This window comes from Exiguobacterium sp. s21, assembly GCF_018617975.1.
In the GTDB taxonomy this organism is placed as follows: domain Bacteria; phylum Bacillota; class Bacilli; order Exiguobacteriales; family Exiguobacteriaceae; genus Exiguobacterium; species Exiguobacterium mexicanum_A.
Genome location: NZ_JACSLF010000006.1, coordinates 93,530 through 116,030 on the forward strand (window position 1 = coordinate 93,530; position 22,501 = coordinate 116,030).

22 protein-coding genes and 1 tRNA gene are annotated in these 22,501 nt (G+C 53.4%); 12 read left to right on the forward strand and 11 right to left on the reverse strand.

The genetic code is table 11. The annotated features are described in order from the left end of the window. The first annotated feature begins 87 nt into the window (after nucleotides 1-87). The 3 genes from KNP06_RS08875 to KNP06_RS08885 all read left to right on the forward strand — a co-directional run bounded on the left by KNP06_RS08875 (nucleotide 88) and on the right by KNP06_RS08885 (nucleotide 1,241). Nucleotides 88-160: transfer RNA gene (locus KNP06_RS08875), tRNA-Ala, on the forward strand. 115 nt (nucleotides 161-275) lie between these two features. Further along, nucleotides 276-608 (forward strand): four-helix bundle copper-binding protein, encoded by a 333-nt coding sequence (locus KNP06_RS08880; protein WP_034777716.1) that lies wholly within the window; start codon nucleotides 276-278, stop codon nucleotides 606-608. Nucleotides 609-674: 66 nt separating this feature from the next. After that, nucleotides 675-1,241, forward strand: coding sequence for a 3'-5' exonuclease (locus tag KNP06_RS08885; protein WP_214711329.1), 567 nt, complete (start codon nucleotides 675-677; stop codon nucleotides 1,239-1,241). A 43-nt stretch (nucleotides 1,242-1,284) separates the two neighbouring features. On the opposite strand, the gene KNP06_RS08890 is transcribed toward KNP06_RS08885, so the two are convergent. The 5 genes from KNP06_RS08890 to KNP06_RS08910 form a co-directional block, all read right to left on the reverse strand. After that, the gene (locus KNP06_RS08890; RefSeq protein WP_214711328.1) at nucleotides 1,285-2,343 is read right to left on the reverse strand and encodes a bifunctional glycosyltransferase family 2/GtrA family protein; all 1,059 of its coding nucleotides are present in this window, start codon (nucleotides 2,341-2,343) and stop codon (nucleotides 1,285-1,287) included. Between the two features lie 102 nt (nucleotides 2,344-2,445). Continuing rightward, nucleotides 2,446-3,435 (reverse strand): sodium:calcium antiporter, encoded by a 990-nt coding sequence (locus KNP06_RS08895; protein WP_214711327.1) that lies wholly within the window; start codon nucleotides 3,433-3,435, stop codon nucleotides 2,446-2,448. 216 nt (nucleotides 3,436-3,651) lie between these two features. After that, complete coding sequence (locus KNP06_RS08900) at nucleotides 3,652-4,500, reverse strand: HD domain-containing protein (RefSeq protein ID WP_308162288.1); 849 nt, start codon at nucleotides 4,498-4,500, stop codon at nucleotides 3,652-3,654. Between the two features lie 111 nt (nucleotides 4,501-4,611). Then, nucleotides 4,612-5,316 (reverse strand): SDR family NAD(P)-dependent oxidoreductase, encoded by a 705-nt coding sequence (locus KNP06_RS08905; protein WP_214788497.1) that lies wholly within the window; start codon nucleotides 5,314-5,316, stop codon nucleotides 4,612-4,614. A 52-nt stretch (nucleotides 5,317-5,368) separates the two neighbouring features. Then, nucleotides 5,369-5,914 (reverse strand): glycerol-3-phosphate responsive antiterminator, encoded by a 546-nt coding sequence (locus tag KNP06_RS08910; RefSeq protein WP_214711325.1) that lies wholly within the window; start codon nucleotides 5,912-5,914, stop codon nucleotides 5,369-5,371. A gap of 127 nt (nucleotides 5,915-6,041) precedes the next feature. Between KNP06_RS08910 and KNP06_RS08915 the strand changes: the two genes are divergently transcribed. Then, nucleotides 6,042-6,461 carry a GNAT family N-acetyltransferase gene (locus KNP06_RS08915; protein WP_214711324.1) on the forward strand — a complete coding sequence of 140 codons (420 nt, stop codon included), beginning with the start codon at nucleotides 6,042-6,044 and terminating at the stop codon, nucleotides 6,459-6,461. Nucleotides 6,462-6,499: 38 nt separating this feature from the next. Next, nucleotides 6,500-7,678, forward strand: a complete 1,179-nt coding sequence (locus tag KNP06_RS08920) for a cation:proton antiporter (protein WP_214711323.1) — start codon at nucleotides 6,500-6,502, stop codon at nucleotides 7,676-7,678. A 46-nt stretch (nucleotides 7,679-7,724) separates the two neighbouring features. Here KNP06_RS08920 and KNP06_RS08925 read toward each other — a convergent pair whose 3' ends face one another. Further along, on the reverse strand, nucleotides 7,725-8,354 hold the full coding sequence (locus tag KNP06_RS08925; protein WP_138859363.1) for a DedA family protein: 630 nt from the start codon (nucleotides 8,352-8,354) through the stop codon (nucleotides 7,725-7,727). Nucleotides 8,355-8,473: 119 nt separating this feature from the next. Between KNP06_RS08925 and KNP06_RS08930 the strand changes: the two genes are divergently transcribed. From KNP06_RS08930 to KNP06_RS08960, 7 genes are all read left to right on the forward strand, one after another. Beyond that, nucleotides 8,474-9,013 (forward strand): DNA-3-methyladenine glycosylase I, encoded by a 540-nt coding sequence (locus KNP06_RS08930; RefSeq protein WP_214711322.1) that lies wholly within the window; start codon nucleotides 8,474-8,476, stop codon nucleotides 9,011-9,013. A 122-nt stretch (nucleotides 9,014-9,135) separates the two neighbouring features. Continuing rightward, a complete protein-coding gene (gene putP, locus KNP06_RS08935) occupies nucleotides 9,136-10,623 on the forward strand; it encodes a sodium/proline symporter PutP (protein ID WP_214711321.1) in 1,488 nt (495 codons plus the stop codon). A 125-nt stretch (nucleotides 10,624-10,748) separates the two neighbouring features. Then, nucleotides 10,749-11,897, forward strand: a complete 1,149-nt coding sequence (locus KNP06_RS08940) for a CapA family protein (RefSeq protein WP_251129686.1) — start codon at nucleotides 10,749-10,751, stop codon at nucleotides 11,895-11,897. 125 nt (nucleotides 11,898-12,022) lie between these two features. Next, nucleotides 12,023-13,234, forward strand: coding sequence for an argininosuccinate synthase (locus KNP06_RS08945; protein ID WP_029595378.1), 1,212 nt, complete (start codon nucleotides 12,023-12,025; stop codon nucleotides 13,232-13,234). Further along, nucleotides 13,227-14,609 carry an argininosuccinate lyase gene (gene argH, locus KNP06_RS08950; RefSeq protein WP_214711320.1) on the forward strand — a complete coding sequence of 461 codons (1,383 nt, stop codon included), beginning with the start codon at nucleotides 13,227-13,229 and terminating at the stop codon, nucleotides 14,607-14,609. Before KNP06_RS08945 ends, argH begins: the two co-directional genes overlap by 8 nt. Before the next feature lie 112 nt (nucleotides 14,610-14,721). After that, on the forward strand, nucleotides 14,722-15,252 hold the full coding sequence (locus KNP06_RS08955; RefSeq protein WP_034777741.1) for a biotin transporter BioY: 531 nt from the start codon (nucleotides 14,722-14,724) through the stop codon (nucleotides 15,250-15,252). 63 nt (nucleotides 15,253-15,315) lie between these two features. Next, nucleotides 15,316-15,510: a hypothetical protein gene (locus KNP06_RS08960; RefSeq protein WP_034777742.1), complete on the forward strand. Its 195-nt coding sequence runs from the start codon at nucleotides 15,316-15,318 to the stop codon at nucleotides 15,508-15,510. A 135-nt stretch (nucleotides 15,511-15,645) separates the two neighbouring features. Here the strand turns inward: KNP06_RS08960 and KNP06_RS08965 are convergent, their stop codons facing one another. From KNP06_RS08965 to KNP06_RS08985, 5 genes are all read right to left on the reverse strand, one after another. Further along, nucleotides 15,646-16,494, reverse strand: a complete 849-nt coding sequence (locus KNP06_RS08965; RefSeq protein ID WP_131435199.1) for a sulfite exporter TauE/SafE family protein — start codon at nucleotides 16,492-16,494, stop codon at nucleotides 15,646-15,648. 71 nt (nucleotides 16,495-16,565) lie between these two features. After that, a complete protein-coding gene (locus tag KNP06_RS08970; protein ID WP_214711319.1) occupies nucleotides 16,566-17,453 on the reverse strand; it encodes an alpha/beta hydrolase in 888 nt (295 codons plus the stop codon). 40 nt (nucleotides 17,454-17,493) lie between these two features. Further along, on the reverse strand, nucleotides 17,494-18,276 hold the full coding sequence (locus tag KNP06_RS08975; protein ID WP_214711318.1) for an AAC(3) family N-acetyltransferase: 783 nt from the start codon (nucleotides 18,274-18,276) through the stop codon (nucleotides 17,494-17,496). A 5-nt stretch (nucleotides 18,277-18,281) separates the two neighbouring features. Further along, complete coding sequence (locus KNP06_RS08980; protein WP_214711317.1) at nucleotides 18,282-21,293, reverse strand: AAA family ATPase; 3,012 nt, start codon at nucleotides 21,291-21,293, stop codon at nucleotides 18,282-18,284. Continuing rightward, the gene (locus tag KNP06_RS08985; protein WP_138859352.1) at nucleotides 21,290-22,396 is read right to left on the reverse strand and encodes an exonuclease SbcCD subunit D; all 1,107 of its coding nucleotides are present in this window, start codon (nucleotides 22,394-22,396) and stop codon (nucleotides 21,290-21,292) included. The genes KNP06_RS08980 and KNP06_RS08985 overlap by 4 nt, the downstream gene beginning before the upstream one ends. Nucleotides 22,397-22,501 lie beyond the last annotated feature (105 nt).

Consider the following 22,501-nt stretch of genomic DNA (forward strand, 5'->3'; position numbering starts at 1 on the left):
CGTTCAGTGCTGATTAAACTTTGTTCAAAAAAATTAAAAAGAGCCATTGCCAAATGTTTTACTAGGATGATATAATAATTTTCGAACGGGGCATTAGCTCAGCTGGGAGAGCGCCACGCTGGCAGCGTGGAGGTCAGCGGTTCGAGCCCGCTATGCTCCATTATTAAAGTCACCACTCATTTGAGGGGTGACTTTTTTTGCGTCGCCGCTCGGTTTAACTCATCCGCTAGCGGGTAATGATTGTAAGACGTCATTATTCTAAAGGGGGACTTATCATGGACCGAGCCTCTGTCGAAGAGACCATTTTAGCCGTCATCGACTGTATGCGGGCAAGCAATCATTGTTTCTCAAAATGCTTACAAGAAGAAGACTTGTTGATGGTCGCCGAGTGTATCCGGCTGACGAAAGAATGTTCGGAAGTGTGTGCACTCGCCTTGAACGCGCTCGAGACCGATTCGGCTTTCACCAAACCGATTGGTGCACTCTGCGCCCAGGTGTGTGACACGTGCGCCGTCGAATGTGGCCGCCACTTGCACGACCATTGCCAACGCTGTGCCGAAGCATGTCTCCGCTGTGCCGAAGCATGCCGCAACCTCGTGGCCGCATAATCGCTTTTTAGTCTAACGATATGTTAGACTTTTTTTATACTTGTTTTTACGAGAAAGGGATCAATTATGCCACATTCAATTCTTGCCATCGACGTCGAGACGGCGAACCGCGATAGTCGCAGCATCTGCTCTGTCGGCTGGAGCCTGCTCGTCGACGGTGAAATCATCGAAACGAACCAACTGCTCGTCAATCCGGAGGAAGACTTCGATGCCGGCAATATCCGGGTCCATGGCATCCGGCCGAGCGATGTCTGGGACGCCCCAGCGTTACCCGAGGTGATCGAACAGCTCTATCCGACGCTGCGGGATGTCGACCTCGTCATGGCACACAACGCTTCGTTCGATATGGGCGCGTTCAAGAAAGCGATCGCCAAATACGATTTATATACGTTTCCGACGATCGAGTACGGCTGTACCGTCAAGTTGTCGAGAAAACTGTATCCAGGTCTGCCGAATCACAAGCTGAACACGATGGCGGAATATTTGAACGTCCCGTTCATCCACCACGATGCGGCTGAAGATGCTCGCGTCTGTGCCCTGCTCATGCGCGACATGATGCAGAAGACCGGGATCCATGATCCGCGTGAACTGCACCGGTACACATCGGTCAAGCTCGGAAAACTCGCTTATTGAACGATATGCATGCCAGACAGGCCAAGACACACGTCTTGGCCTGTTAGCGTTTAAAGATCCATTTTTTCTGGACATAATAACTGACGACGAATAAGAAGCTGTCGACGAACACTTTGATCCACACCTCACCGTCGCGGATGGCATAGAACAGCGCATAGACGAGACCGGCCGACAGCGCCATCTGCAATCCGACGAGACCGAAGTATTTCGGCATCGCCCGCTTCGCCTTCGAATGGAACACAATTTTCCGATTGACGAAATAATTGAACAGCGATGACAGGATACGGGCCACGACCGTCGCAATCAAGACGTGCGTCGTCTCGAACCACGGATTCAACAAATAGATGAACAAGGCATAGAACCCGATGTCTAACAGAAATGATGCGACCGATGATAATGAATAGGCCAAAAACATGCGATAGATAAGAATCGAGTCGATCACCGGCCGGAAATGGGACGAGGCGTTTTCTGCCACATAGACGGTTTGAATTGGTGTCTGATGAATCGGAACTTGCAATCGTTTCGTGAACGTCAACATGTTCATCTCGAACTCATAACGGTTCCCCGGCACATCAAGCAATTGTTCCGCATACCGCAGCGGAATCGCCCGGAGGCCGGTCTGGGTGTCCTTCAGACGAAGACCGCTGCCGAGCAACATGACGCCGCGCGTCATCTGATTTCCGAATCGGCTCCGGAACGGGATATCGGACCCTGAAAAGTCGCGGCAGCCCATAATCAAATGATGAGGCCAACGTATGCCTTCTTCATACAGTTTCAAGACGTCGGCCGGCAGATGTTGCCCATCCGCATCGACCGTGATGACCCCGTTCGTTCTAGGGAAATGCTGAACGACATGTCGAATCCCGGTTTTCAACGCCGCCCCCTTCCCTTGATTCCGGGTATGCTCGAGCACCGTGACCCATTTTCCGACCTCGTCAAAAATCGGACGGGACGTCTCGGCACTCCCATCGTTCACGACGAACAGATGGACGAACCCTTCTTCTTTCAACTCCCGGACCAGTGTGACGAGCGCTTGATCGGGATTATATGCTGGGATTAATATGACGTAATCATCAAGACGTTCCACGGAATGCATTTGCATCGCCACCCCTCCTTCCCTCCTTCTATACCCAAGTGAGTGAAAAGTGATTCCTCGAACCGCCTCAAACAAAAAACACGATGTCCGAGGACACCGTGTGGTCGATCAACCGATAAAGATGAAGTAAGACGACGCGAAATAGACGAGTACGACGAGAACGGACGGCAAGACGTAGCGGAACTTCGACGTGACATCTTTTCGAAGGACACTGTACATGACCAAGACCGACAAGATCGTGATCCCGATCGCCGTCACCAAGTGTGACGTGGACACATCCGCCAAAATCGAACCGCCTCGGTAGAAGACATCCGACATCGCGATGATGAGCATATTGAAGATGTTACTCCCCAAAATCGAACCGAACGCCAAGTTGACGTTACCAAGCTTCAAGGCGACGAAGACGGCGACCGCTTCTGGGAGCGACGTCGAGGCCGCGATCAAGAAACTGCCGACAAAGCTCGAACCGAGTCCGGTCACGACGGCGATTTGGTCACCTAATACTGAAAGCGCCGTTCCGGCCGCCATGATGACGAGTGCGGCGATGATGAAGCCGATGACCGCGCGCTTGATCGGAATTGAGTCGGTGACGCTGACACCGACTTCTTGCTCGACTTCCCGTTCTGTCGTAGGTTCTTTTGGACGTTGTCCGATATAGTAAATCCCAATCGCGTACAACCCTGCAATCAATAAGGCATCGATCCCGATCCCGAGAATCGTGAAGTCGATGCGGATGACGAGTGCGAGCATCGTCACGAGCGTCAACATCAAACCGAGACTCGCCGTGTAGAGGTGATCCCGACTTGCTTCGTTAAATAGACGCTTCTGACGATAATACAAGTCAAACATCGCCAAGATAAAGATGTTGAACAAGTTCGAGCCGAGCATGTTCCCGATGGCGATGTCCGGGTTATTGATCATGACTGCCGATACGCTCGTCGTCACTTCCGGAAGCGATGTCGCTCCGGCAAGCAACACGGTCCCGACGAGCATGCCGCTCATCGTCGACTTCTCGCTGATGACGTCGGCATACGTCGATAGTTTGATGGCAGCATACACGGTGAGCGCTGCGGCCAAGATGAAGTAAATAAATACCATTTTCCTCTGTCTCCCCTTTTTTCAAAAAATCAAAAAAGACCTTTTTATGGACGCCGAAGAAGCATCCATAAAAAGGTCTCGCGGACTTGGATCAGAAGCTCGATGGACCGAGTGCGTTGCACCGTAGTGACGATCCATCGACCACATTCGTGGTCGCTACTCCCCTTCTTATGTTCACGATGAATATATCACGTTTAAGGTTACTTGACAATCATTTCACTCAAGCCACGTGACGATCTCGTCCGACTGCAATGCCATTCGATACGATAATTCATCGATTGCTTGGAGTGCCGGGAGCGACAAGCGTTCCCACAGTCCTGCTTCTTTCAATTGAGCCGACAAGGCGTCGAGCTCGGGTTGGTTGACCTCGGTCCCGTGACGATATCCTTCGCGCATCGTCTCGTTCAGCTCGAAAGCGGTCTGACAAAGCGTCGTCGTCTCTTGAAGCCACTCCTCTTCACGGAACCCATGTTTGATGACACCGAACAACTTCTCTAACTTCTCGGTCCGCCCTTCTTCGACTCCGTAAAACAACAAGTTCATTTCCGTCTCGAACGCTTCGATGAGCGTTGTCGTCTGCGCGAACGGCTTCAACGCATGGAGCAGTTCATGATAATACCAGGATTGGTCGCGGAGCGGCCGATTGAAACGGTCCCATACTTGTTTGCCGGAAGACTCGACGTCGAGACGAATCGAACGCAGATTATGTAGCTTGTCCGCGGCCAAGAGTGCGACTTCATCATACTGCATCGTCCGCACATGCTGAATCGTCATCCGTTTGCGTTCTTCCCACGACTGGTGTTTCCCCGACTCGGACACAGCCTTGACTAGACGTGTCACTTCATGTCCAAATCGTTCACTCAGTTCATCAGGTGTCGTCAACGTATCTTCGAGCAAGTCGTGGAGCAGACCCGCCACGACGACCGGGACGGGTTGGCGATCTTCGACGAGCAACATGGAGACCGCCACAGGATGGGTCAAATAAGGAATATTCGTTCCTTTTCGAAACTGTCCGTCGTGACGGACGGCCGCGAAACGGAGTGCCTCCTCGATGATTTGATGCACGACGTTTCCTCCTTCGCTAGTTTCAATGTACTCACCATCCTATACCCGTCACTAGGCCTTTACACGCATATCGGTTGTTAAAATATAGGGTAATGGTCCCAGTTTCTTGATTCAAGCTTCGTAAATCATCTTTTTCGTCATGCCCCCATCAACGATCAAATTATGCCCATTGACGAAATCGTTTTTCTCGTCAATCAAATAAGAGACGGCGCGGACGATATCCTCCGGTGTCCCGACACGTCCTGACGGATGCTGCGCGTGATCGATATCACGAAGGGCTTCATCCGAGGTATGGATCCATCCGGGACTGACCGCATTCACCGTGATCGGTCGTTCAGCCAAAGAGACCGCCATCGACTGGGTCAACGACACGATCCCCCCCTTTGAGGCGCCGTATGCTTCCCAATCAGCCTCGTTTTGAAGCGCGCGGGTCGAGGCCACGTTGATGATGCGGCCGAAATCAGCCCCTTCGTTCAACGTCAAGAAAGCTTTCGAGCAAGCGAACGTCCCGACGAGGTTGACATCGATCACGCGTTTGAACGTCTCGACGTCGAGTTCGGCCATCGGTTTGACGAGTGAGGATACACCACCGTTATTGATAAGCACATGGGCGGTGCCGATTTCTTGATGAATAACTTTGAATACGCGGTTCATATCCTCATGATCCCCCAGGTCCATCTGATGGAACGTCACTCCTTCAAGTTGCGGGTCTTGCCCGATATCGAGTCCGACAACACGATATGTCGTGCTAAAATGGCGGGCCAGTTCCCGCCCGATTCCTTGGCTGACACCGGTTATAATCATCGTCTGTTTCATTGTCATCCCTCCTGGACAGTAGAATACCCTGATTGCATGAAAATGAGTCCTATCAGTTCGACCAAAGTGTTTGGTCTGACGTCGTCACGACGGTCGCACCTGCCTCAAGGGCGGCCTCGATTTCTTCAGACGACGAGATCAAGCCGCCGGCGAAGACTGGAATATTTGTTGCTTCTCTCACGCACCGGATATATTTCGGGACGAGACCTGGTAATACCTCAATATAATCTGGTTGAGTGCGGTTGATAAGGCGATAACTCTTCTCGAGTGAACTCGAATCGATTAAAAACAGACGTTGCACCGTTTTAACTTGCTTTTGTTTCGCTTTTAAAATGACACTGCCTTTCGTCGAAATGATTCCATACGGTCGAAACGTCTGACACACATATTCGGTCGCATATTCATCTGCCTTCAGACCTTGAATCAAATCGAGATGGACGAACACTTGCTTGTCATGGGCCGCTAGTAACTGAAACACGGCATCAAGCCGGGCCACATGGACTTCAAGCAAGACGCCAACTTTGAATGGCCCTCTTACAAATGTCTCGAGGTCTTTCATGTCTCGGAGAGCAGGCAAAATCGTTTGACCTTCAATCATTCCCACACAACCTTTCTCCATTCCAGTTTCTCTCATTATCTGTACAACGTCATCTGGAAATCAAGGTTTACTGATTCAATATAGCGGGAAAATAATTTTAACTTATGCGCAGAGAGGGAGTAGTGACATGGTGAATGAAGTAGATGTACGGATTGAGACACCAACACCGGAGGAGCATCAACGCCTTCGCGTCAAAGCAGGCATGCCGAAACGTTCCGACTCAGGCACGGTGAAAGGACTCGCTAACACGTTACACGGCGTTTGTTTATATAAAGACGACACGATGGTCGGGATGGGACGTGTCGTCGGGGACGGCGGCATGGTGTTTCATCTCGTCGATATCGTCGTCGATCCCGAGTGTCAAGGCCTTGGGCTTGGTAAATTGATCATGGAACAATTGATGGATTGGATCTTACAGGAAGCAGACGAGACGGCCATCATTAGTCTGATTGCTGACATTCCGGCAGACGGCCTGTATCGCCAGTTCGGATTTGACTATTCTCGTCCCGAATCGGTCGGGATGGAATATCAATGGAGTGAAAACTGATGGTGAAGCAATCCTTCCCTTTTTTAGGGGGGTGACCTATGGACGTATTCAATGTAATCGTATTACTCGGATTGGCACTCACCTTGATTTCGGTGCTCAGTTTGATTATCGAGCGTTTGTTCTTTCCTAGTATCCTCGCCTTCATTGCAATCGGCGTCGCGGTCGGCTTCTTTTGGGACGGGAATGAGGTCTTCAAGATCGCCGGGGAAATCGGGATTATTCTCTTATTCTTTTTACTCGGTTTAAAGTTTCCGCTGAGCGAGCTCGTCAAGCGAATGAAACAAGTGTGGAAAGCAGGGGTCCTAGATGTCCTTCTCGCCTTCGGGGTCACGATTGGAATCGCTTTGTTGTTTGGTCTCGACTTCTCACAGGCATTTTTGATCGGTGCCGTCCTCTATGCGACGAGTTCGTCGATTTCGGCGAAACTTCTCGAGCGACATTCTGAGAAACATGAAGATGTGAAAGAGTTCGTACTGGCGCTCCTCATCTTCGAAGACATTTTCGCCCCGCTCATTTTGACCGTTGCCCCGTTCATCATCCAAGACGAACCGATCGCTTTCACGGACATCGGGAAAGTGTTCGCCGGATTTCTGATTTTCGGAGTGCTCCTCTTCATCGGGTCTCGTTTCGTTTTGAACCGACAGCGGTTCGTCAAACATCTGTTGCGACAAGATGATGCGAGTATCGGTTTGATTGGATTGATTTTATTCTTTGCTGGGATTGGCATGGTGTTCGGCCTGTCCGAGATCCTCGGGGCGTTCATTGCCGGAATCATGCTTGCGGGCATCCACGATGTGCGGCCGTTGAAACGATTGACGGTACCCGTTCGCGACTTGTTTTTGCCGATTTTCTTCATCTCGTTCGGGATCTCCATCAACCTCGATCAAGGGGTCATCGTCAATGCCCTCTTCTTCGTCCTGATCGTTTGGGGTGTATTGTCGAAGTGGATCGTCGGACGCGTCGGGGGTCGCATGTATGGCTTGACGCGGGTGCAGGCGAACGAGGCCGGCTTCTCACTCGCCCCGCGTGGCGAGTTCTCGATTTTGTTCACCGCCCTATCGAACGGAGCGATCAACTTATTTGTCGGTCTCTATATTTTCGTCTCGGCCATCGTCGGCATCGTCTTGTTCCGCTTCTCTGAGATTCTTGCTAACAAGACGGAGGAAAAACTTGAGAAAGTACTTCCCGATGAGACAAAAAATAAAGAAGATCAATGATAGAACACAAAAGGAGGACCTTCACGCGAAGGTCCTCCTTTGTTCGTCAAAATGATGATGCTTGTTTCGACTGTTTTTTCTTGCGTTTCTTGCGCCAGATGAAAAAGACAATCAGACCGACGGCTAATAATCCATAAATTGCGTACGAATACACATCTAAATATCGTAAAATCGATTCCCAATTCTCACCGACACGGATGCCGATATAAATGAGAATCGTGTTCCAAATGACCGTGCCGGCCGTACTGAGCAACAAGAACTTCAGAAACGGCATATTCGACATGCCTGCCGGTAACGAGATCAAGCTTCGGACGACGGGCATCAATCGTCCAAAGAACACCATCCAGCCCCCATATTTGTCGAACCAAGCATCCGCCCGTCGAACGTCCGCGATATCGAGTCGAATCCATTTCCCGTATTTCTTCGTCCACTTCTCAATCTGTTCGACATCAAGATAGAGACCGATGCCGTATAACAAAATGGCTCCTAAAATGGCACCGGCTGTCGCAGCGAAAATGACGAGCGGGACGTTCAAATCAGTCTTCACGGCAAAGAATCCACCGAATAAGAGCACGACCTCTGATGGAATCGGCGGGAACACATTTTCAATAAAAATCATGAACGCGATACCGAAATAACCGAACTGTTCAATGACCTGGATCATCCACTCTCTCATATTGTTCAACCTCCAATATCCCCTATTATACCCGTCACCTCACTTCAAAAACCGTCCCGACGTGCTAAAATGAAGTACTTGAAGGAAAGCGAGGAAACAATAATGACCGAACCGATACGTTGCCCTGGTGCGGCACAGACCCCACGTACGTCCGTTATCATGACGAGGAATGGGGCAAACCCGTCCACGATGATCAGAAGCACTTCGAATGTCTTACCCTTGAGAGCGCCCAGGCGGGACTCAGTTGGATCACCATTTTACGAAAGCGCGACCATTACCGGGAAGCCTACGCCAACTTCGACGTCGAGACCGTTGCTGCGTTCGACGAGACGGATGTTGAACGGTTGCTGGCCAATCCCGGTATCGTCCGGAACCGCCGAAAAATCGAGGCGTCAATCAATAATGCCAAGCGCTTCATCGAGATTCAACAAGAGTTCGGCACGTTCGATGCCTACATCTGGTCGTTCGTCGACAATACGGTGATCAACAACCAATGGGCGGCCAATGACGACATCCCCGCCACGACCGAACTGTCTCATCAGATCAGTAAGGATTTGAAACGGCGCGGGTTCAAATTTTTAGGACCGACGACCGTCTATGCCCATCTGCAGGCGACGGGACTCGTCAATGACCACCTGACCTCTTGCTTCGCTAAATAATTTGATTATTTGGTCAATCCTTCAATAAAATCGTACACTTGATTCAGTTTTGTGACAAATTTTTGACATGGTGCATACCATAAACATTGAAAGCGTTTTCATTATGATTGAGGGGATGTTTTATGAACGGGATTTTAATATCCATCACCGTTTACATGGCGCTCATGGTACTACTCGGCGTCATCGCCTATCGGCGGACGGAGAGCATCGGCGACTATATGCTCGGAGGACGCGGACTCGGTCCCGCCGTCGCGGCCTTGTCGTCAGGCGCTTCCGACATGAGTGGTTGGCTGTTGATGGGACTACCGGGTGCGATGTTCGCGACCGGGCTCTCGAGCGGATGGATTGTCATCGGGTTGACGATCGGCGCGTACTTGAACTGGTTGCTCGTCGCACCTCGCTTGCGGACGTACTCATATTTGTCCGAGGATGCCATCACGATTCCAGATTTTTTCGAGAAACGTTTTAAAGATTCACGCGGCACGTTGCGGACGTTCTCGGCGGCTGTGACACTCATCTTTTTCACCCTCTATGCCACGAGCGGATTCGTGGCCGGCGGCCGGTTATTCAATGCCGTCTTCGGAATTGAGTTCGGGACGGGCGTCTTGATTTTGGCTTCTATCATTATCATCTATACGTTCATCGGAGGATTTTTGGCGGTCAGTTGGACGGATTTCGTTCAAGGGTTGATCATGTTGTTCGCCCTCATCCTCGTCCCGGCCATCGCCATCACGGCGACCGACGGCGTGAGCGCCGCCTTCCAGACGATCGGTGACATCGATGAGGCGCTGCTTGATCCGCTGACCGGTCAGTCGCTCAGCGGCATCGTCTCGCTATTCGCCTGGGGGCTCGGTTACTTCGGGCAACCGCACATCATCGTCCGTTTTATGGCCATCGAGAAGTTACAGGACATCAAGAAGGCCCGACGGATCGGCATCTCATGGATGCTGTTCACCGTCGTCGGCGCGATGGCGACCGGGCTGTTCGGACTCGCCTATTATACGCAGCGTGGACTTGAGATCGATAACCCAGAAAACATTTTTATTAATTTATCTGATTTATTATTCGTCGATCTCATCACCGGCGTCTTGCTTGCGGCGTTGCTCGCTGCCATCATGTCGACGATCTCGTCACAGCTCCTCGTCTCGTCGAGTGCTGCGACGACCGACTTCTATCAGAAGTTCTTCCGAAGAGACGCCGGCGACCGTGAGCTCGTCATGGTCGGCCGGATCACGGTCATCCTCGTGTCGCTCATCTCGATTTGGCTCGCGTTCGGGGCGGATGATACGATCTTGAACTTGGTCGGTTACGCCTGGGCCGGCTTCGGCTCGTCGTTCGGGCCACTCATCCTGTTCAGCCTGTTCTGGAAACGGACGACGCGACAAGGGGCGCTCGCCGGTATGCTAACCGGTGCCTTCATCGTCATCGTCTGGAAAAACTTTGCCGCCGATTGGTTCGGGACCGTCGGTGAGCTCTATGAGATGATTCCAGCGTTCTTCTTGTCGAGCCTCGCCATTTATGTCGTCAGTCTGATGACACCACCACCGAGCTCGACGATCACGAACGAGTTCGAGGAAATGGAACACATCTTGAAGACAGAACGGATTTAACGATCGAAATGCCATGCTACTATAGCCTGGCACTTTTTCTTGTCGCCTAACAAGGAAATTGACAGTCAATTGCGAATGGTACATATAGATCAATTTGTATCATAAGAAAGGAAGTGACTCGTCCCTTGAAACGAGTAATCCCGTATAAACAAGTCATATTGACCTTGCCCCTCCTCTTTCTGTTCGGCTGTGCGACCGCTGACGTCGAGACGTCTACCGAGCAAACGGAGACCCCGGCACCAGAGACCGAGGCGGAGGAGCCGGAACCTGTTCCGGAAGAGCCACAACCCGTCGTGACGACGACGTCCGTCTATGCGATTGGCGATATCTTGTTACACGACAGCGTATATAATGCCGCCAAGAGCGGGGACGGCTATGACTTCACTGCCGCCTTCGAACCGATCGCCCCGATTTTGACCGAGGCCGATATTGCCATCGCCAACCAAGAGAGCATGATCGGTGGCAGTGAGATCGGCTTATCGAGCTACCCGGCTTTCAACAGTCCGTATGAGGTCGGTGATGCGCTCCAAGACGCTGGCATCGACTTGGTGACGATGGCGAACAACCATACGCTCGATCGAGGCGTCACGGCCATCGAGAATTCGATCGCCCACTGGAACGAGATCGGCATGCCGTATACTGGTTCGTTCTTATCGGAAGCGGACAAGGCTGAGATTCGGACGTTGACGAAGAATGATATCTCGTTCGCGTTTCTCGCCTACACGTACGGCACGAACGGGGTCGTTCCGAAACAACCGTACCATGTCAACTACATCGATCTCGAGGCAATGAAGCCTGAGATTGAAGCGGCCGAACAATCAGCCGACCTCACCGTCGTCTCGCTCCATTTCGGGAATGAATATGAGATACTCCCGAACGAGGGACAACAGACACTCGTCCAAGAGCTGTCTGACCTCGGGGTCGATCTCATCATCGGCCATCACCCCCACGTCCTCCAACCGGTCGCTTGGGTGGACGGCGCTGAAGGCAACCGAACGTTCGTCGCCTACTCGCTCGGCAACTTCCTGTCCGGTCAACAAGGGGACGATCGCAATACGGGTGGCATCGTCGGCATCGATGTCGTCAAGACCGTCGAGGCGGATGAGACGACGTTCGAACTCGCCAATCCGATGTTCTATCCGACGTTCACCCGGCGCTCTAGTGCGGACGGACCGTTCGAGGTCGTGCCGTTACAGACGGCAAAACCCGAGTTGTTCGATGCAACGAGCGAACATATGTCGCAATGGATGCCAGAACTCGAAATCGTTCAATGAAGGATCACTTTCACAAGTGATTCTTTTTTTTGCCAAAAAAGGTTGCTTTACATGAAATCATCCGTTAGACTAAGTCGTATATTTATAAATACAAATGCATAATTATGTATAAGGGGTGTAAGGAAATGAAACAAAAACTCGTATTAGCTTATTCAGGTGGACTTGACACATCGGTCGCAATCAAATGGTTGGATGAACAGGGATATGACGTCATCGCCTGCTGTTTGAACGTGGGAGAAGGGAAAGACTTGGAGCGCATTCAACAGAAGGCACTCAAAGTCGGGGCCGTCAAATCGGTCGTCATCGATGCGGTCGATGAATTCGTCAACGATTTCGCCCGTTACTCGATGCAGGCACATACAATGTATGAAGGCGTCTATCCACTCGTCTCTGCCCTATCGCGGCCGCTCATCTCGAAGAAGCTAGTCGAGGTCGCGCAAGCCGAAGGTGCCATCGCCGTTGCTCACGGGTGCACGGGGAAAGGGAATGACCAAGTCCGGTTCGAGGTGTCGATTCATGCGCTCGACCCGTCGCTTGAAATCATCGCGCCGGTCAGGGAGTGGAAATGGTCACGGGAAGAAGAAATCGCCTATGCCGCCGAGCACGGTATCCCGATTCCGATCGTCCAAGAAGAGCCGTTCTCGATCGACCAAAACATTTGGGGCCGGGCCGTCGAATGCGGCATTCTTGAGGACCCATGGGCCGCTCCACCGGCGAGCGCTTATGAATTGACGGCACAGCTCGAAGACACTCCAAACGAACCGACGTATGTTGAAATCGAGTTCAACGCCGGCGTACCAGTCGCCATCAATGGACAAGCAGCGACGTTCACAGCCATTCTCGAGCAGTTGAATATCGTCGCCGGGGCTCACGGTATCGGGAAAATCGACCATATCGAAAACCGGGTCGTCGGAATCAAATCGCGGGAAGTGTACGAAGCACCGGGTGCGATGACGCTCATCACGGCACACCAAGCGCTCGAGGCGCTCACGCTCGTCCGGGAAGTCGCCCACTTCAAACCGATCGTCGAACAGAAATTGACGGAGACGATCTACAACGGTCTCTGGTACTCGCCACTGACGAAAGCACTTCTCGCCTTCATCGATGAGACACAACAAACCGTGACCGGTACGGTCCGGATGAAACTGTTCAAAGGTCAAGCCATCGTCGACGGACGGAAGTCGCCGATCTCGCTCTATGACGAACATCTCGCGACGTACACGTCGGCCGACACGTTCGACCAACAAGCCGCCGTCGGTTTCATCAAGTTATGGGGACTGCCGACGAAAGTGCAAGCGGAAGTGCTAGCGGAGAAAGGAACGATGGTGCATGAGTAAACTATGGGGCGGCCGGTTCGAACAGACGGCCAGTGAATGGGTCGACGAGTTCGGGGCCTCGATTCATTTCGACGCCCAGCTCGTGTTAGAAGATATTGAAGGGAGCATCGCCCACGTGACGATGCTCGGGGAACAACACATTTTGACAGCAGACGAAGTCGCGCAAATCGTCGCGGGGTTGAAGATACTAGCCAAGAAGGCACAAGCGGACGAATTGACGTTCAACGTCTTCCATGAAGACATCCATATGAACCTCGAGGCGCTGTTGCATGAGGAAATCGGCCCGGTCGCTGGCAAGATGCACACGGCGCGGAGCCGGAACGACCAAGTCGCGACGGATATGCACCTGTATTTGAAACGCCGGGTCCTCGAGACGATTGACGGAATCGAGGCCGTGCAGACGGCACTCTATGACCACGCCGCTCAAAACGTCGAATCGATCATGCCGGGTTATACACACTTGCAACGGGCCCAGCCGGTCTCACTCGCCCATCACTTGCTCGCTTACTTCTGGATGCTCGAGCGCGACAAAGAGCGTTTCAGTGACAGCTTGAAACGGATTGACATGAGCCCGCTCGGAGCGGGTGCCCTGGCTGGGACGACATTCCCAATCGATCGTCATCGCTCGGCCGAGTTGCTCGGTTTCGCCCAAGTCTATCCGAACAGTCTGGACGCCGTCAGCGACCGTGACTTCATCTTAGAGTTCTTGTCGAATGCGTCGCTTCTCATGATGCACTTGTCACGGTTCTGCGAGGAGTTGATCCTTTGGAGCAGCGAAGAGTATCGGTTCATCACGATCTCTGACGTGTTCTCTACGGGATCGAGCATGATGCCTCAGAAGAAGAACCCGGACATGGCCGAACTCGTCCGCGGAAAGTCAGGTCGCGTCGTCGGCAATCTGATGGGACTTTTGACGATTATGAAGGGACTCCCACTCGCCTATAACAAGGACCTGCAAGAAGATAAGGAAGGCATGTTCGACACCGTCAAGACGGTTCAGGGCAGTCTCAGCATCATGGCCGGTATGATTCAAGACATGACGTTCCACACGGAGACGATGAAGCAAGCGACCGAGCGCGATTTCTCGAACGCGACCGAACTCGCCGATTATTTGACGGCAAAAGGGATGCCGTTCCGTGAGGCCCATGAAGTGACGGGCACGCTCGTCCGGTATTGTATCGACCAGCGTCTGTATTTATCAGAATTACCGATCGAGACGTACCAAGCCCACTCTGAATTGATTGAAGCGGATGTGTACGAGGCACTCTCGCCGGTGACGGCCGTCAAACGCCGCAACAGTTACGGCGGGACGGGCTTTGACTCAGTTCGGATTCAACTGACAGAAGCGAAAGAGAACCTACCGACACATGCGTAAACAATGAGGACCTGGTCAATTTGCGACCAGGTCCTCATTTTTCTACTTGTCAGACGAAAAAAATGATGTTAACCTAACTTTAGTCAACGTTAACAGAAAAGGGGTTTACATATTGAAAATTCATGATTTGACACAAGTTGCCATCGGTGCCGCCTTGCTTGCGAGCATCGGCTCCATTGCCATCCCGATCGGCCCCGTCCCGATTACCCTTCAAATGCTCGGCATCATGACGGTTGCTTCCGTGCTCGGCGCCAAAAAAGGCGGTCTTGCCGTCGTCGTCTACTTATTGCTCGGCTTGATCGGTCTACCCGTCTTAAGTGGTTCGGGCGGGCTCGCCCCGTTCGTCGGTCCGACGGTCGGTTATTTGATCGCCTTCCCGATCGCCGCCTTTTTGATCGGTTGGTTATCGGAACGGCATCGTACGTTCCCCGCCCTCGTCGCTTATAACATCCTAATCGGACTCGGCTTCGTCTATGTAGTCGGCAGTCTCGGTCTCCAAGCCGTGTTCGGACTAACGTTCATCGATGCACTCAAAGTGAATATCCCGTTCATCCTCGGTGACTTGATCAAAGCAGTGTTAGCTGCGGGCATCGCCTACAAAGTCTCAACGAACCCGCAAATGCGCAGAACCCTCGCCTCGTGAAGGTTCAAACGTTTCATCGGATAGAAGAGGTGGAACGTATATAGTATGGAAGGGGGTGTCCTGATGAGCGATTCAACGTTTAAAAAGCGCTTGATGAAAGCGACCCATATCCATCGCTCCCCGAAAGGACAGCGTCGCGGGAAAGACGAGCCGCAACGTGAAAAACGCGACACCGAGGCGTTCGAACGACGGTTGCGTGAAGCGAAGAGCAAAGTCGGAGAGATTCAAGAGAACATTGACCATATCGCCAGACGTTAACACCCTGTCCTCGGACAGGGTTTTTTGATGCGCTTCAGCACACGTTATACTGATGGTGATGTGTATATGTAGGATATATCATGCTCCGACTATCCCTATAAGAAAGACCCTCGTCCTGTAGACGAGGGTCGATCATCACTTCGAACGCGGCCGGATAAACAGCGCGACAATGAACGAGAGCGCGAGGACGACGAGTAGTCCGAGCGAGATGTCGTTGAAGCCGAGCAAGTTGAGTCCGACGCTGATGGCGACAGCGACATAGAAGCCACCGAGCGCCTTTTTGACGAGTTGCGAACTGAACCGTTGCAACTGCTTCGCCCCGATCGGTGAGCCAATCATCGCCCCGGCGATGAGCGCGAGACCATGCCAATAGTTTGCATCGGCCCCGGCGACGGCATAGTTGATAACGCCCGAGACGACGATAAGGAACGCCGCGGCGATACTCGTCCCGACGGCTCGTTTCATCTCGGTATTGAGCAGTTTGACTTGAAGCGGTGTCAATACGAATCCGCCGCTGACACCCATGAGTGACGAGATGAACCCGCCGAACAATCCGATAAAACCGAGGCGTGGGACCGACTCCGAGCCGACACTTCCTTCTTCATGTTGCTTCGACCGGAAGAACGAGACGGCAAAGTACGTCAGTAGCGCGATGTAGGCGAGCGAGATGACCGGCTTCGCACCGTCGAGCGTCTCAAGGTAGAACACGAGCGGCGTCGCCACCCACGTCCCGACGACACCGAAGGCGCCAATCATGAGGGCATGTTTCGGATTGACGTTCTTTAATTTAAGATGGGAGATTGTACCGGCCGTGGTCGATCCGAGCGTGAGCATCAGACTGAGCGCGATGGCCGCACTCGCCTCGTATCCGAAGACGAGCAGCAGCGGCGTGAGTAAGATTCCGCCCCCGATGCCGAAGAATCCGCTCAAAATCCCGATGAGCGTTCCGAGCAGTAGAAACGATAGTAATGCTGTGACATCCATGAACAAACCTTCTTTCTTTCCTTTTCATAACTAATCATAACAAAAAAGGAGCGCTTTATGGCGCCCCTCGTTTATAATACCTTCTCTAAAAATCCGAATACTTTTTGACGATACTCGGTTTGGAACGAGCGATGCGACTGCACGTGCCCATCATTCTCGGTCACCCACAGTTCGACTTCCTCCCCGGCCTCGGCCAATTGTTCACTCTCGCTCACAGGGATGGCATCATCGCCCTCACTATGAATCAACAACACCGGCGCCTCGATTTGAGCGATATCGTCAATCGGCTTGACCACATCGGGATCGAGACCCGTGAACCACGGCGTCACCGTCATGATGACCGGTGTGAACGGAAAGTTCGGTAAATTACTCCATACAGGCAAGTTTGTCTCGAGGTAGCCCCGGAGGTCACTGAACGGACTATCGGCGATCACAGCGGCCACGTCGGTCTCATCAGCCGCAGACAACGCCGTCGCCGCGCCCATCGACACCCCGTATAAGACGATTGGACCGTCCGAGCGTTCTTTCGCATAGGCAATCGCGGAAGCGAGGTCCGCTTGTTCTTTCGCCCCAACCGTCACACGATCACCTTCCGAGATACCTGACCCACGAAAATCGAACGTCAAGAACTGATATCCCTGTTCATGAAACTCGGGGATCAATTCTTTGAGCGGCAAATCGGACTGCTCGCGATTCTTCCCATAACCATGTGCGAACACGATCGTTGCGCGCGGTGTCGGGTGCGGGATCCACCACCCGTACAAATCGTGACCATCCTCGGCTTCGATGGTCACATTCTCGTATTTGACACCTAACGTCTTCGGCGTATACGTCAAAGTCTCACGTTCGGGCGACGTCAACTGATCGCCGATGTGGGCCGAGATGCCCACGACGGCGAGAAACACGATGAGAAGCAACACACCGGTCGCAACCCCTATATATTTAACCCAACGATTCATCGCACTGCCCCTCTCCATTGTCCACTTGCTTTCAGTTGACTCATCGGAGCCAACTCCGTAAAGCGATTAACGCATGTTGTACCGGTTCCCATGTCTCAGACGGAATGACGTAACACGTCGCCTCCGCAATGTGAAACGTCGTCACATCGGCACGTCGAACGATATTTTCACCGATTGGACCGAACGGGTCACTGTTGACATCCGTATGGTCGAATGTCTTCCACACCCGCGCCCCGTCCTCATAAAGCGCGCACCCAAACGACTTCACCGGTCCGTCAATTCCATACTCGGCATAATGCCATAACGTCGTCGCATCGAGGGGTGAACCGAGATGTAGGATTTTTGCATTACGCTCGATCATGCGTTCGATTGGCGAACCCGGCCCAAAACCGACTTCAAGTGTATGTCCAGCCACGATCTCCTCGGCACCATTCCCCCACGCAGCGACCGACCACATCGGATGATTGCTCCGAAACACGTTCGGATACGTACGGAACAGTTCCGGGACACGGCCCATGCCTCGAGTCGGTGTCTTCTCCTGGTCATACGCCGGCATTTCCTCCCGGATCGTTGGCCACCACTCGACTGGGACAGGTGGGGCTTCCCATTCAGCCGGGTCTGAATTATCACTGCTCTGGGTCGCCATCATGATCAGCCCGTCCGGACCGACCGTATCTTGGAGCGCCTCGATGACGGTCTGAGCCCCGCCACATACCCATCCGAGCTTTGATAAGGACGTGTGGACGAATAGGGCGTCCCCCGGCTTGACGCCGGCACCCTGTAAGTGGGCAACTAAACTTGTTTTCGTTTCGATATGTTTCATCGGATTCACTCCACGATGAGCTGGATCGTCGACCCGCTCCTTGATTTTTTGACTTCAATCCGGGCGTCGACCCGGTCCTTTAATTCCTGAACGTGACTGATGACCCCGACGAGCCGCCCGCTCGATTGGAGCGACATGAGAAGCTCGATCGCTTGGTCGAGCGATTCAGCGTCGAGTGTCCCGAACCCCTCATCGATGAGCATCGTCTCAAGGCTGACCCCGCCACTCAGTTGCTGGACGACTTCGGCGAGTCCAAGGGCGAGCGACAATGATGCTTTGAACCCTTCCCCACCCGACAGGTTTTGGACGCGGCGTGACTGACCCGTATAGGCGTCAAAGACTAATAGTTCGAGACCGGACTTGGCATTTCCTCTCGCCGTCTCGATTTTCCGCTCCAATTGGAACTGTCCGCTCGTCATTTGATCGAGATGGACGTTGGCCGCATGGAGAATTTGATCGAAGAACGCCGTCTGCACGTACGTCTCGAACGTCAACTTTTGCGGATTCAGGCCCCGACCGGTGTCGGCGATCAATTTGACCGTCTCCAGATTCCGTTGATCCTCATCCGTCTTCTCCCGGAGCGCGTTCCATTCCGCTACGATGTGACGATGACGTTTCAATTGCCCGTCCGCCGTCACGAGTTGTTCGGACAGCGCTTCGAACGAACGGCTCTCCTCGTGCAACTTCTCCCGGAGTCGTTCAAGGTCTGGTCGCGGACGGTCCCCGATTTTATCGTTCAGCGCCTTGACGGCGTGTTCGAGCCGGACACCTTCCTCCAGCTCGGTCGCTTGGCGCTCGCGCAGCTCGGGCAGTTGCTCGACGCGCGCACGATACTCCTTGAACACAGCTTCAGTCAACTCAATCTTCTCGAGAGCGGCCCCCAGTTCAGCCGTCGCTTCGGAAAGACGAACATGCTCGAACTCGAGTTGCTCACCAAGGAGACGGAGTCGTTCCGCTTCCCCCCACTTCAATCGATTCAATTCTTCAAGCCGACGTTCATACGTCCCCACGTTTCGTTCGATGTGAGTGAGTCGCGTGGCGAGCTGATTCCGCTCGGTCTGCAACATTTCTAACGTCGTCCCATCCGGTTGACGCATCGACTGAAGCTGCTCTTGGACGGTCTGGAGCTGTTCGAACAACTTCTGTCGTGCATCTGCCTGCACACGCTTCGCCGTCTCGAGTTGCTTCAATTCGGTCGTGGTCGCGCGCAAGAGACGCTCCATCCGTTGTCGTTCTTCGGCTCCTTGACGCAACTGCCGGACGCGGGCGTCTTGGTGTTGCATCGCAGCGTCAGCCGCGCCATCGAGCTTCAATTCGAGTCGAGCGAGATCACGTTCACGGATCAGCTCATCGAGTTGGCGTTTGAGCGCCCGATAATCCGCCCGTGCTTCATGGAGGTCGGCCTCGATTCGTTTCAGCGTCTCGATGGCTGAGCGATGACCGGCTTGGTCGATGGACGTCCCCGTTCGCTCCACGTGTCCGTGGGTCAATGAACCGCAGACCGGACAAGGTTCCCCCGCTTCGAGTTGCTCCCGCAGCGTGTCGGCCATGAGTGCATGCTCGGCCTCGACGAATTGGTCGACTTGTTTCGTCTGGGCAGTGAATTGTCGCTGGACTTCCTTCCCGTTGCGTTCACAGGCACCGAGTCGTTCCGTGACCTCTGCCACTTTCGCCTCGAGCCGAACCTGATGTTGGAGCTGACTATACAGCCGTTCGGCCTCGACGAGTTGGTTTGGGGCCGGTGCGTGTTCCAGCTTAGCCGCAAGTTCGCCTTCAGTAGCTTGGAGCTCCTGGAGACGCGCTTCTTCTGAGAACAGGCTGAGCGGCTCCAACTGGCGTTTCAAGTCATCCCGACGTCTCGTGGCCCGGTGCCATTCGTCGACGTAGGGCAACATCTCGTCAATCGCATTGACGCGACTTGTGGCTTGATCTGCCTCCTGGCGCATGGACGTGATGGCTTCTGCTTCTGCCTTCAACTCTTCCAGCTGTTTCGTGTAGCCTTCGTCTCGTTGACGGGATACATCGCGTTCACGGGTCAACCGTTCGATGTCGTGACGCACCGTTTCGGTACGTTGATAGAGCGGGCTGACGCTCGCCACTTGTTCAAGTCGTTGGATGAGCGCTTGGCGTTCTTCACGCTCCTGTGCCGCTTCGCGGAATGCTTGGAGCGCGGTTGCGCGCACGTCCCGCTCTTCCATCAACTCGGCGAGCGTGGTCGCCTGATTCACTTCTCGACGTAGCGCCTCGAGCCGTTCCTCACCAGTCCGGCGTTGTGCCTGTAGCGAGTCCCTCGCCGCCAAGAGCCGCTCCTCCCGGGCGTCGAGCCACGTCACGATTTCAGGCAAGTTTCGGGTCGACATGTCCTCGACGGCATCGTCTTCAAGTTCCAACAGTTTTAAGCGCGTCGTCTCGACCGCCCATTCGACTCGTTTGCGGTATTTGCCGTAACGTTCAATCCAATCTTCCTGAAAGGCACGGTACGCCTCCGTCTTGAAGATCGATTGCAGAATTTGTTGCTTCTTCGTCGAATCGGAATCGAGGAGCTGACGGAACTGGTTCTGCGGCAACAACAAGATTTGGCTGAACTGCTCATAGCTCAGTTGCAACAACGATTCAATCGTCTGTTCGACGTCGTTCACTTTCGTCGCAATCGGTTTCCAAGCGTCTTTCCATTCGTAGAGCACCGCCTCGTGCGGGATTGGCGTCTTATTTTTCGGGTGCGGCTGTTGTGGTTGGCGGACGATCCGATATCGTTCGTCGCGAATCGTGAACGAAAAGTCGATCTCGGTCTTTCGCTCCGGGTCCGCATATTGGCTTCTAAAATCACTCGCGTTTCGGAGCGTCCCACTCGCCCGTCCGTACAGCGCGAACGTCATCGCGTCAAAAATCGTCGTCTTCCCTGCACCGGTCCGGCCGCTGATGACGAACATCGAACGGCCTTCAAGCTGCGTAAAATCGATTTGTTCTGTCTCGGCGTAAGGACCGAAGGCGGTGATGGTCAATTGTTCCGGTCTCAAATCGATTCCTCCCCTTCTAAGAAGCGTTGCACCGTCGCATCGGCATCGCGGCCGTGGACGGCTTTAAAGAAGTCCATATATACATCCTCGACCGATTGCCGTTCGAGCTTCTCCCGTTCGAAGCGGGACGTCTGGTCTTGGCGACGCAACAACTCAAGTTCGAGGTGTAAGATGTTCGGATAGACGGTCCGCAACTTCGCCATCGGGTCGAATAACGCACGTTCATCGGTCAAGACGATTTTTAAATAGTCGTCGACGGCCTCGTCTTGATAAAACGACGGATCGAGCAGCTCGTTCAACGTCCCGGTCAAGATGCGCAAGTCACGGCGCGCCTGAAGTGGACGACGTCGACGTGTCCACGTCCCGTCCCATTCGATGACGTCGACCGATTTCACATGCGTCGCCTCGGAGAACGAATATTTCATGAGCGACCCGCTGTACGCGATCCGGTCGTCGCGAATGGCGTCACGGTTATGCAGGTGTCCGAGCGCCGTATAGCCGAACGGCGCGTATAGTCCTTTGGCGACTTGCCCGGCCGTCCCGACGGACAGTTGCCGTTCGGAGTCGGTCTCGAGTCCGCCGGCGACGAAACTGTGGCCGACGGCGACCGCTCGTGCGTCGATCGCCCCATAAGAGTCGACGACTGCGGCGAGCGCGTCATGGTGAGTCCGAATCGACTCGTCGCCGAACGCGTAACGGATGCGCGCCGGCTCGAGGAACGGCATCAAATAAAACGGGATGTCATTCACGACAATCGGCCCTGTTCCCGGGTCATATTTCCCGACGATATGGAGACCGACTTTCGTCAACAGTTTGGAGCTGTATTGGAGCCGCTCGGCCGAATCATGATTGCCGGCGATGGCGAGCACGGGGATGCCCCGCTCGAGGACGAGCGCACGCCACATCTCATCGAGCAAGTCGACGGCCTCGACGGGCGGCACGGCCCGGTCATATAAATCACCGGCGACGACGATGGCATCAGGCTTCTCCTCGTCGACGATGTGTAAAAATGATTCAAATAAAATGATTTGTTGTTCTTCTGTCATGTGGCGGCCGTGGACGATTTTACCTAAATGCCAATCGGCCGTATGTATCCATTTCATGCGACTTCACCTCTGATTCCATTCTAGCATTATTCCGGTGTACGATTCGACGTCTTGACACTTGTTTTCGAAACAGCGAAAGTTAAAAGGAAAGGGGGACGTATC

Bases quoted from the DNA above. Each gene is read 5' to 3' on its own strand.
- putP (WP_214711321.1), top strand. From the start codon at position 9,136: ATGAACGGGATTTTAATATCCATCACCGTTTACATGGCGCTCATGGTA.
- KNP06_RS08945 (WP_029595378.1), top strand. From the start codon at position 12,023: ATGAAACAAAAACTCGTATTAGCTTATTCAGGTGGACTTGACACATCG.
- KNP06_RS08895 (WP_214711327.1), bottom strand. From the start codon at position 3,435: ATGGTATTTATTTACTTCATCTTGGCCGCAGCGCTCACCGTGTATGCT.
- KNP06_RS08975 (WP_214711318.1), bottom strand. From the start codon at position 18,276: ATGAAACATATCGAAACGAAAACAAGTTTAGTTGCCCACTTACAGGGT.
- KNP06_RS08910 (WP_214711325.1), bottom strand. From the start codon at position 5,914: ATGATTGAAGGTCAAACGATTTTGCCTGCTCTCCGAGACATGAAAGAC.
- argH (WP_214711320.1), top strand. From the start codon at position 13,227: ATGAGTAAACTATGGGGCGGCCGGTTCGAACAGACGGCCAGTGAATGG.
- KNP06_RS08970 (WP_214711319.1), bottom strand. From the start codon at position 17,453: ATGAATCGTTGGGTTAAATATATAGGGGTTGCGACCGGTGTGTTGCTT.
- KNP06_RS08880 (WP_034777716.1), top strand. From the start codon at position 276: ATGGACCGAGCCTCTGTCGAAGAGACCATTTTAGCCGTCATCGACTGT.
- KNP06_RS08960 (WP_034777742.1), top strand. From the start codon at position 15,316: ATGAGCGATTCAACGTTTAAAAAGCGCTTGATGAAAGCGACCCATATC.
- KNP06_RS08985 (WP_138859352.1), bottom strand. From the start codon at position 22,396: ATGAAATGGATACATACGGCCGATTGGCATTTAGGTAAAATCGTCCAC.
- KNP06_RS08965 (WP_131435199.1), bottom strand. From the start codon at position 16,494: ATGGATGTCACAGCATTACTATCGTTTCTACTGCTCGGAACGCTCATC.
- KNP06_RS08925 (WP_138859363.1), bottom strand. From the start codon at position 8,354: ATGAGAGAGTGGATGATCCAGGTCATTGAACAGTTCGGTTATTTCGGT.
- KNP06_RS08920 (WP_214711323.1), top strand. From the start codon at position 6,500: ATGGACGTATTCAATGTAATCGTATTACTCGGATTGGCACTCACCTTG.
- KNP06_RS08890 (WP_214711328.1), bottom strand. From the start codon at position 2,343: ATGCAAATGCATTCCGTGGAACGTCTTGATGATTACGTCATATTAATC.
- KNP06_RS08915 (WP_214711324.1), top strand. From the start codon at position 6,042: ATGGTGAATGAAGTAGATGTACGGATTGAGACACCAACACCGGAGGAG.
- KNP06_RS08885 (WP_214711329.1), top strand. From the start codon at position 675: ATGCCACATTCAATTCTTGCCATCGACGTCGAGACGGCGAACCGCGAT.
- KNP06_RS08905 (WP_214788497.1), bottom strand. From the start codon at position 5,316: ATGAAACAGACGATGATTATAACCGGTGTCAGCCAAGGAATCGGGCGG.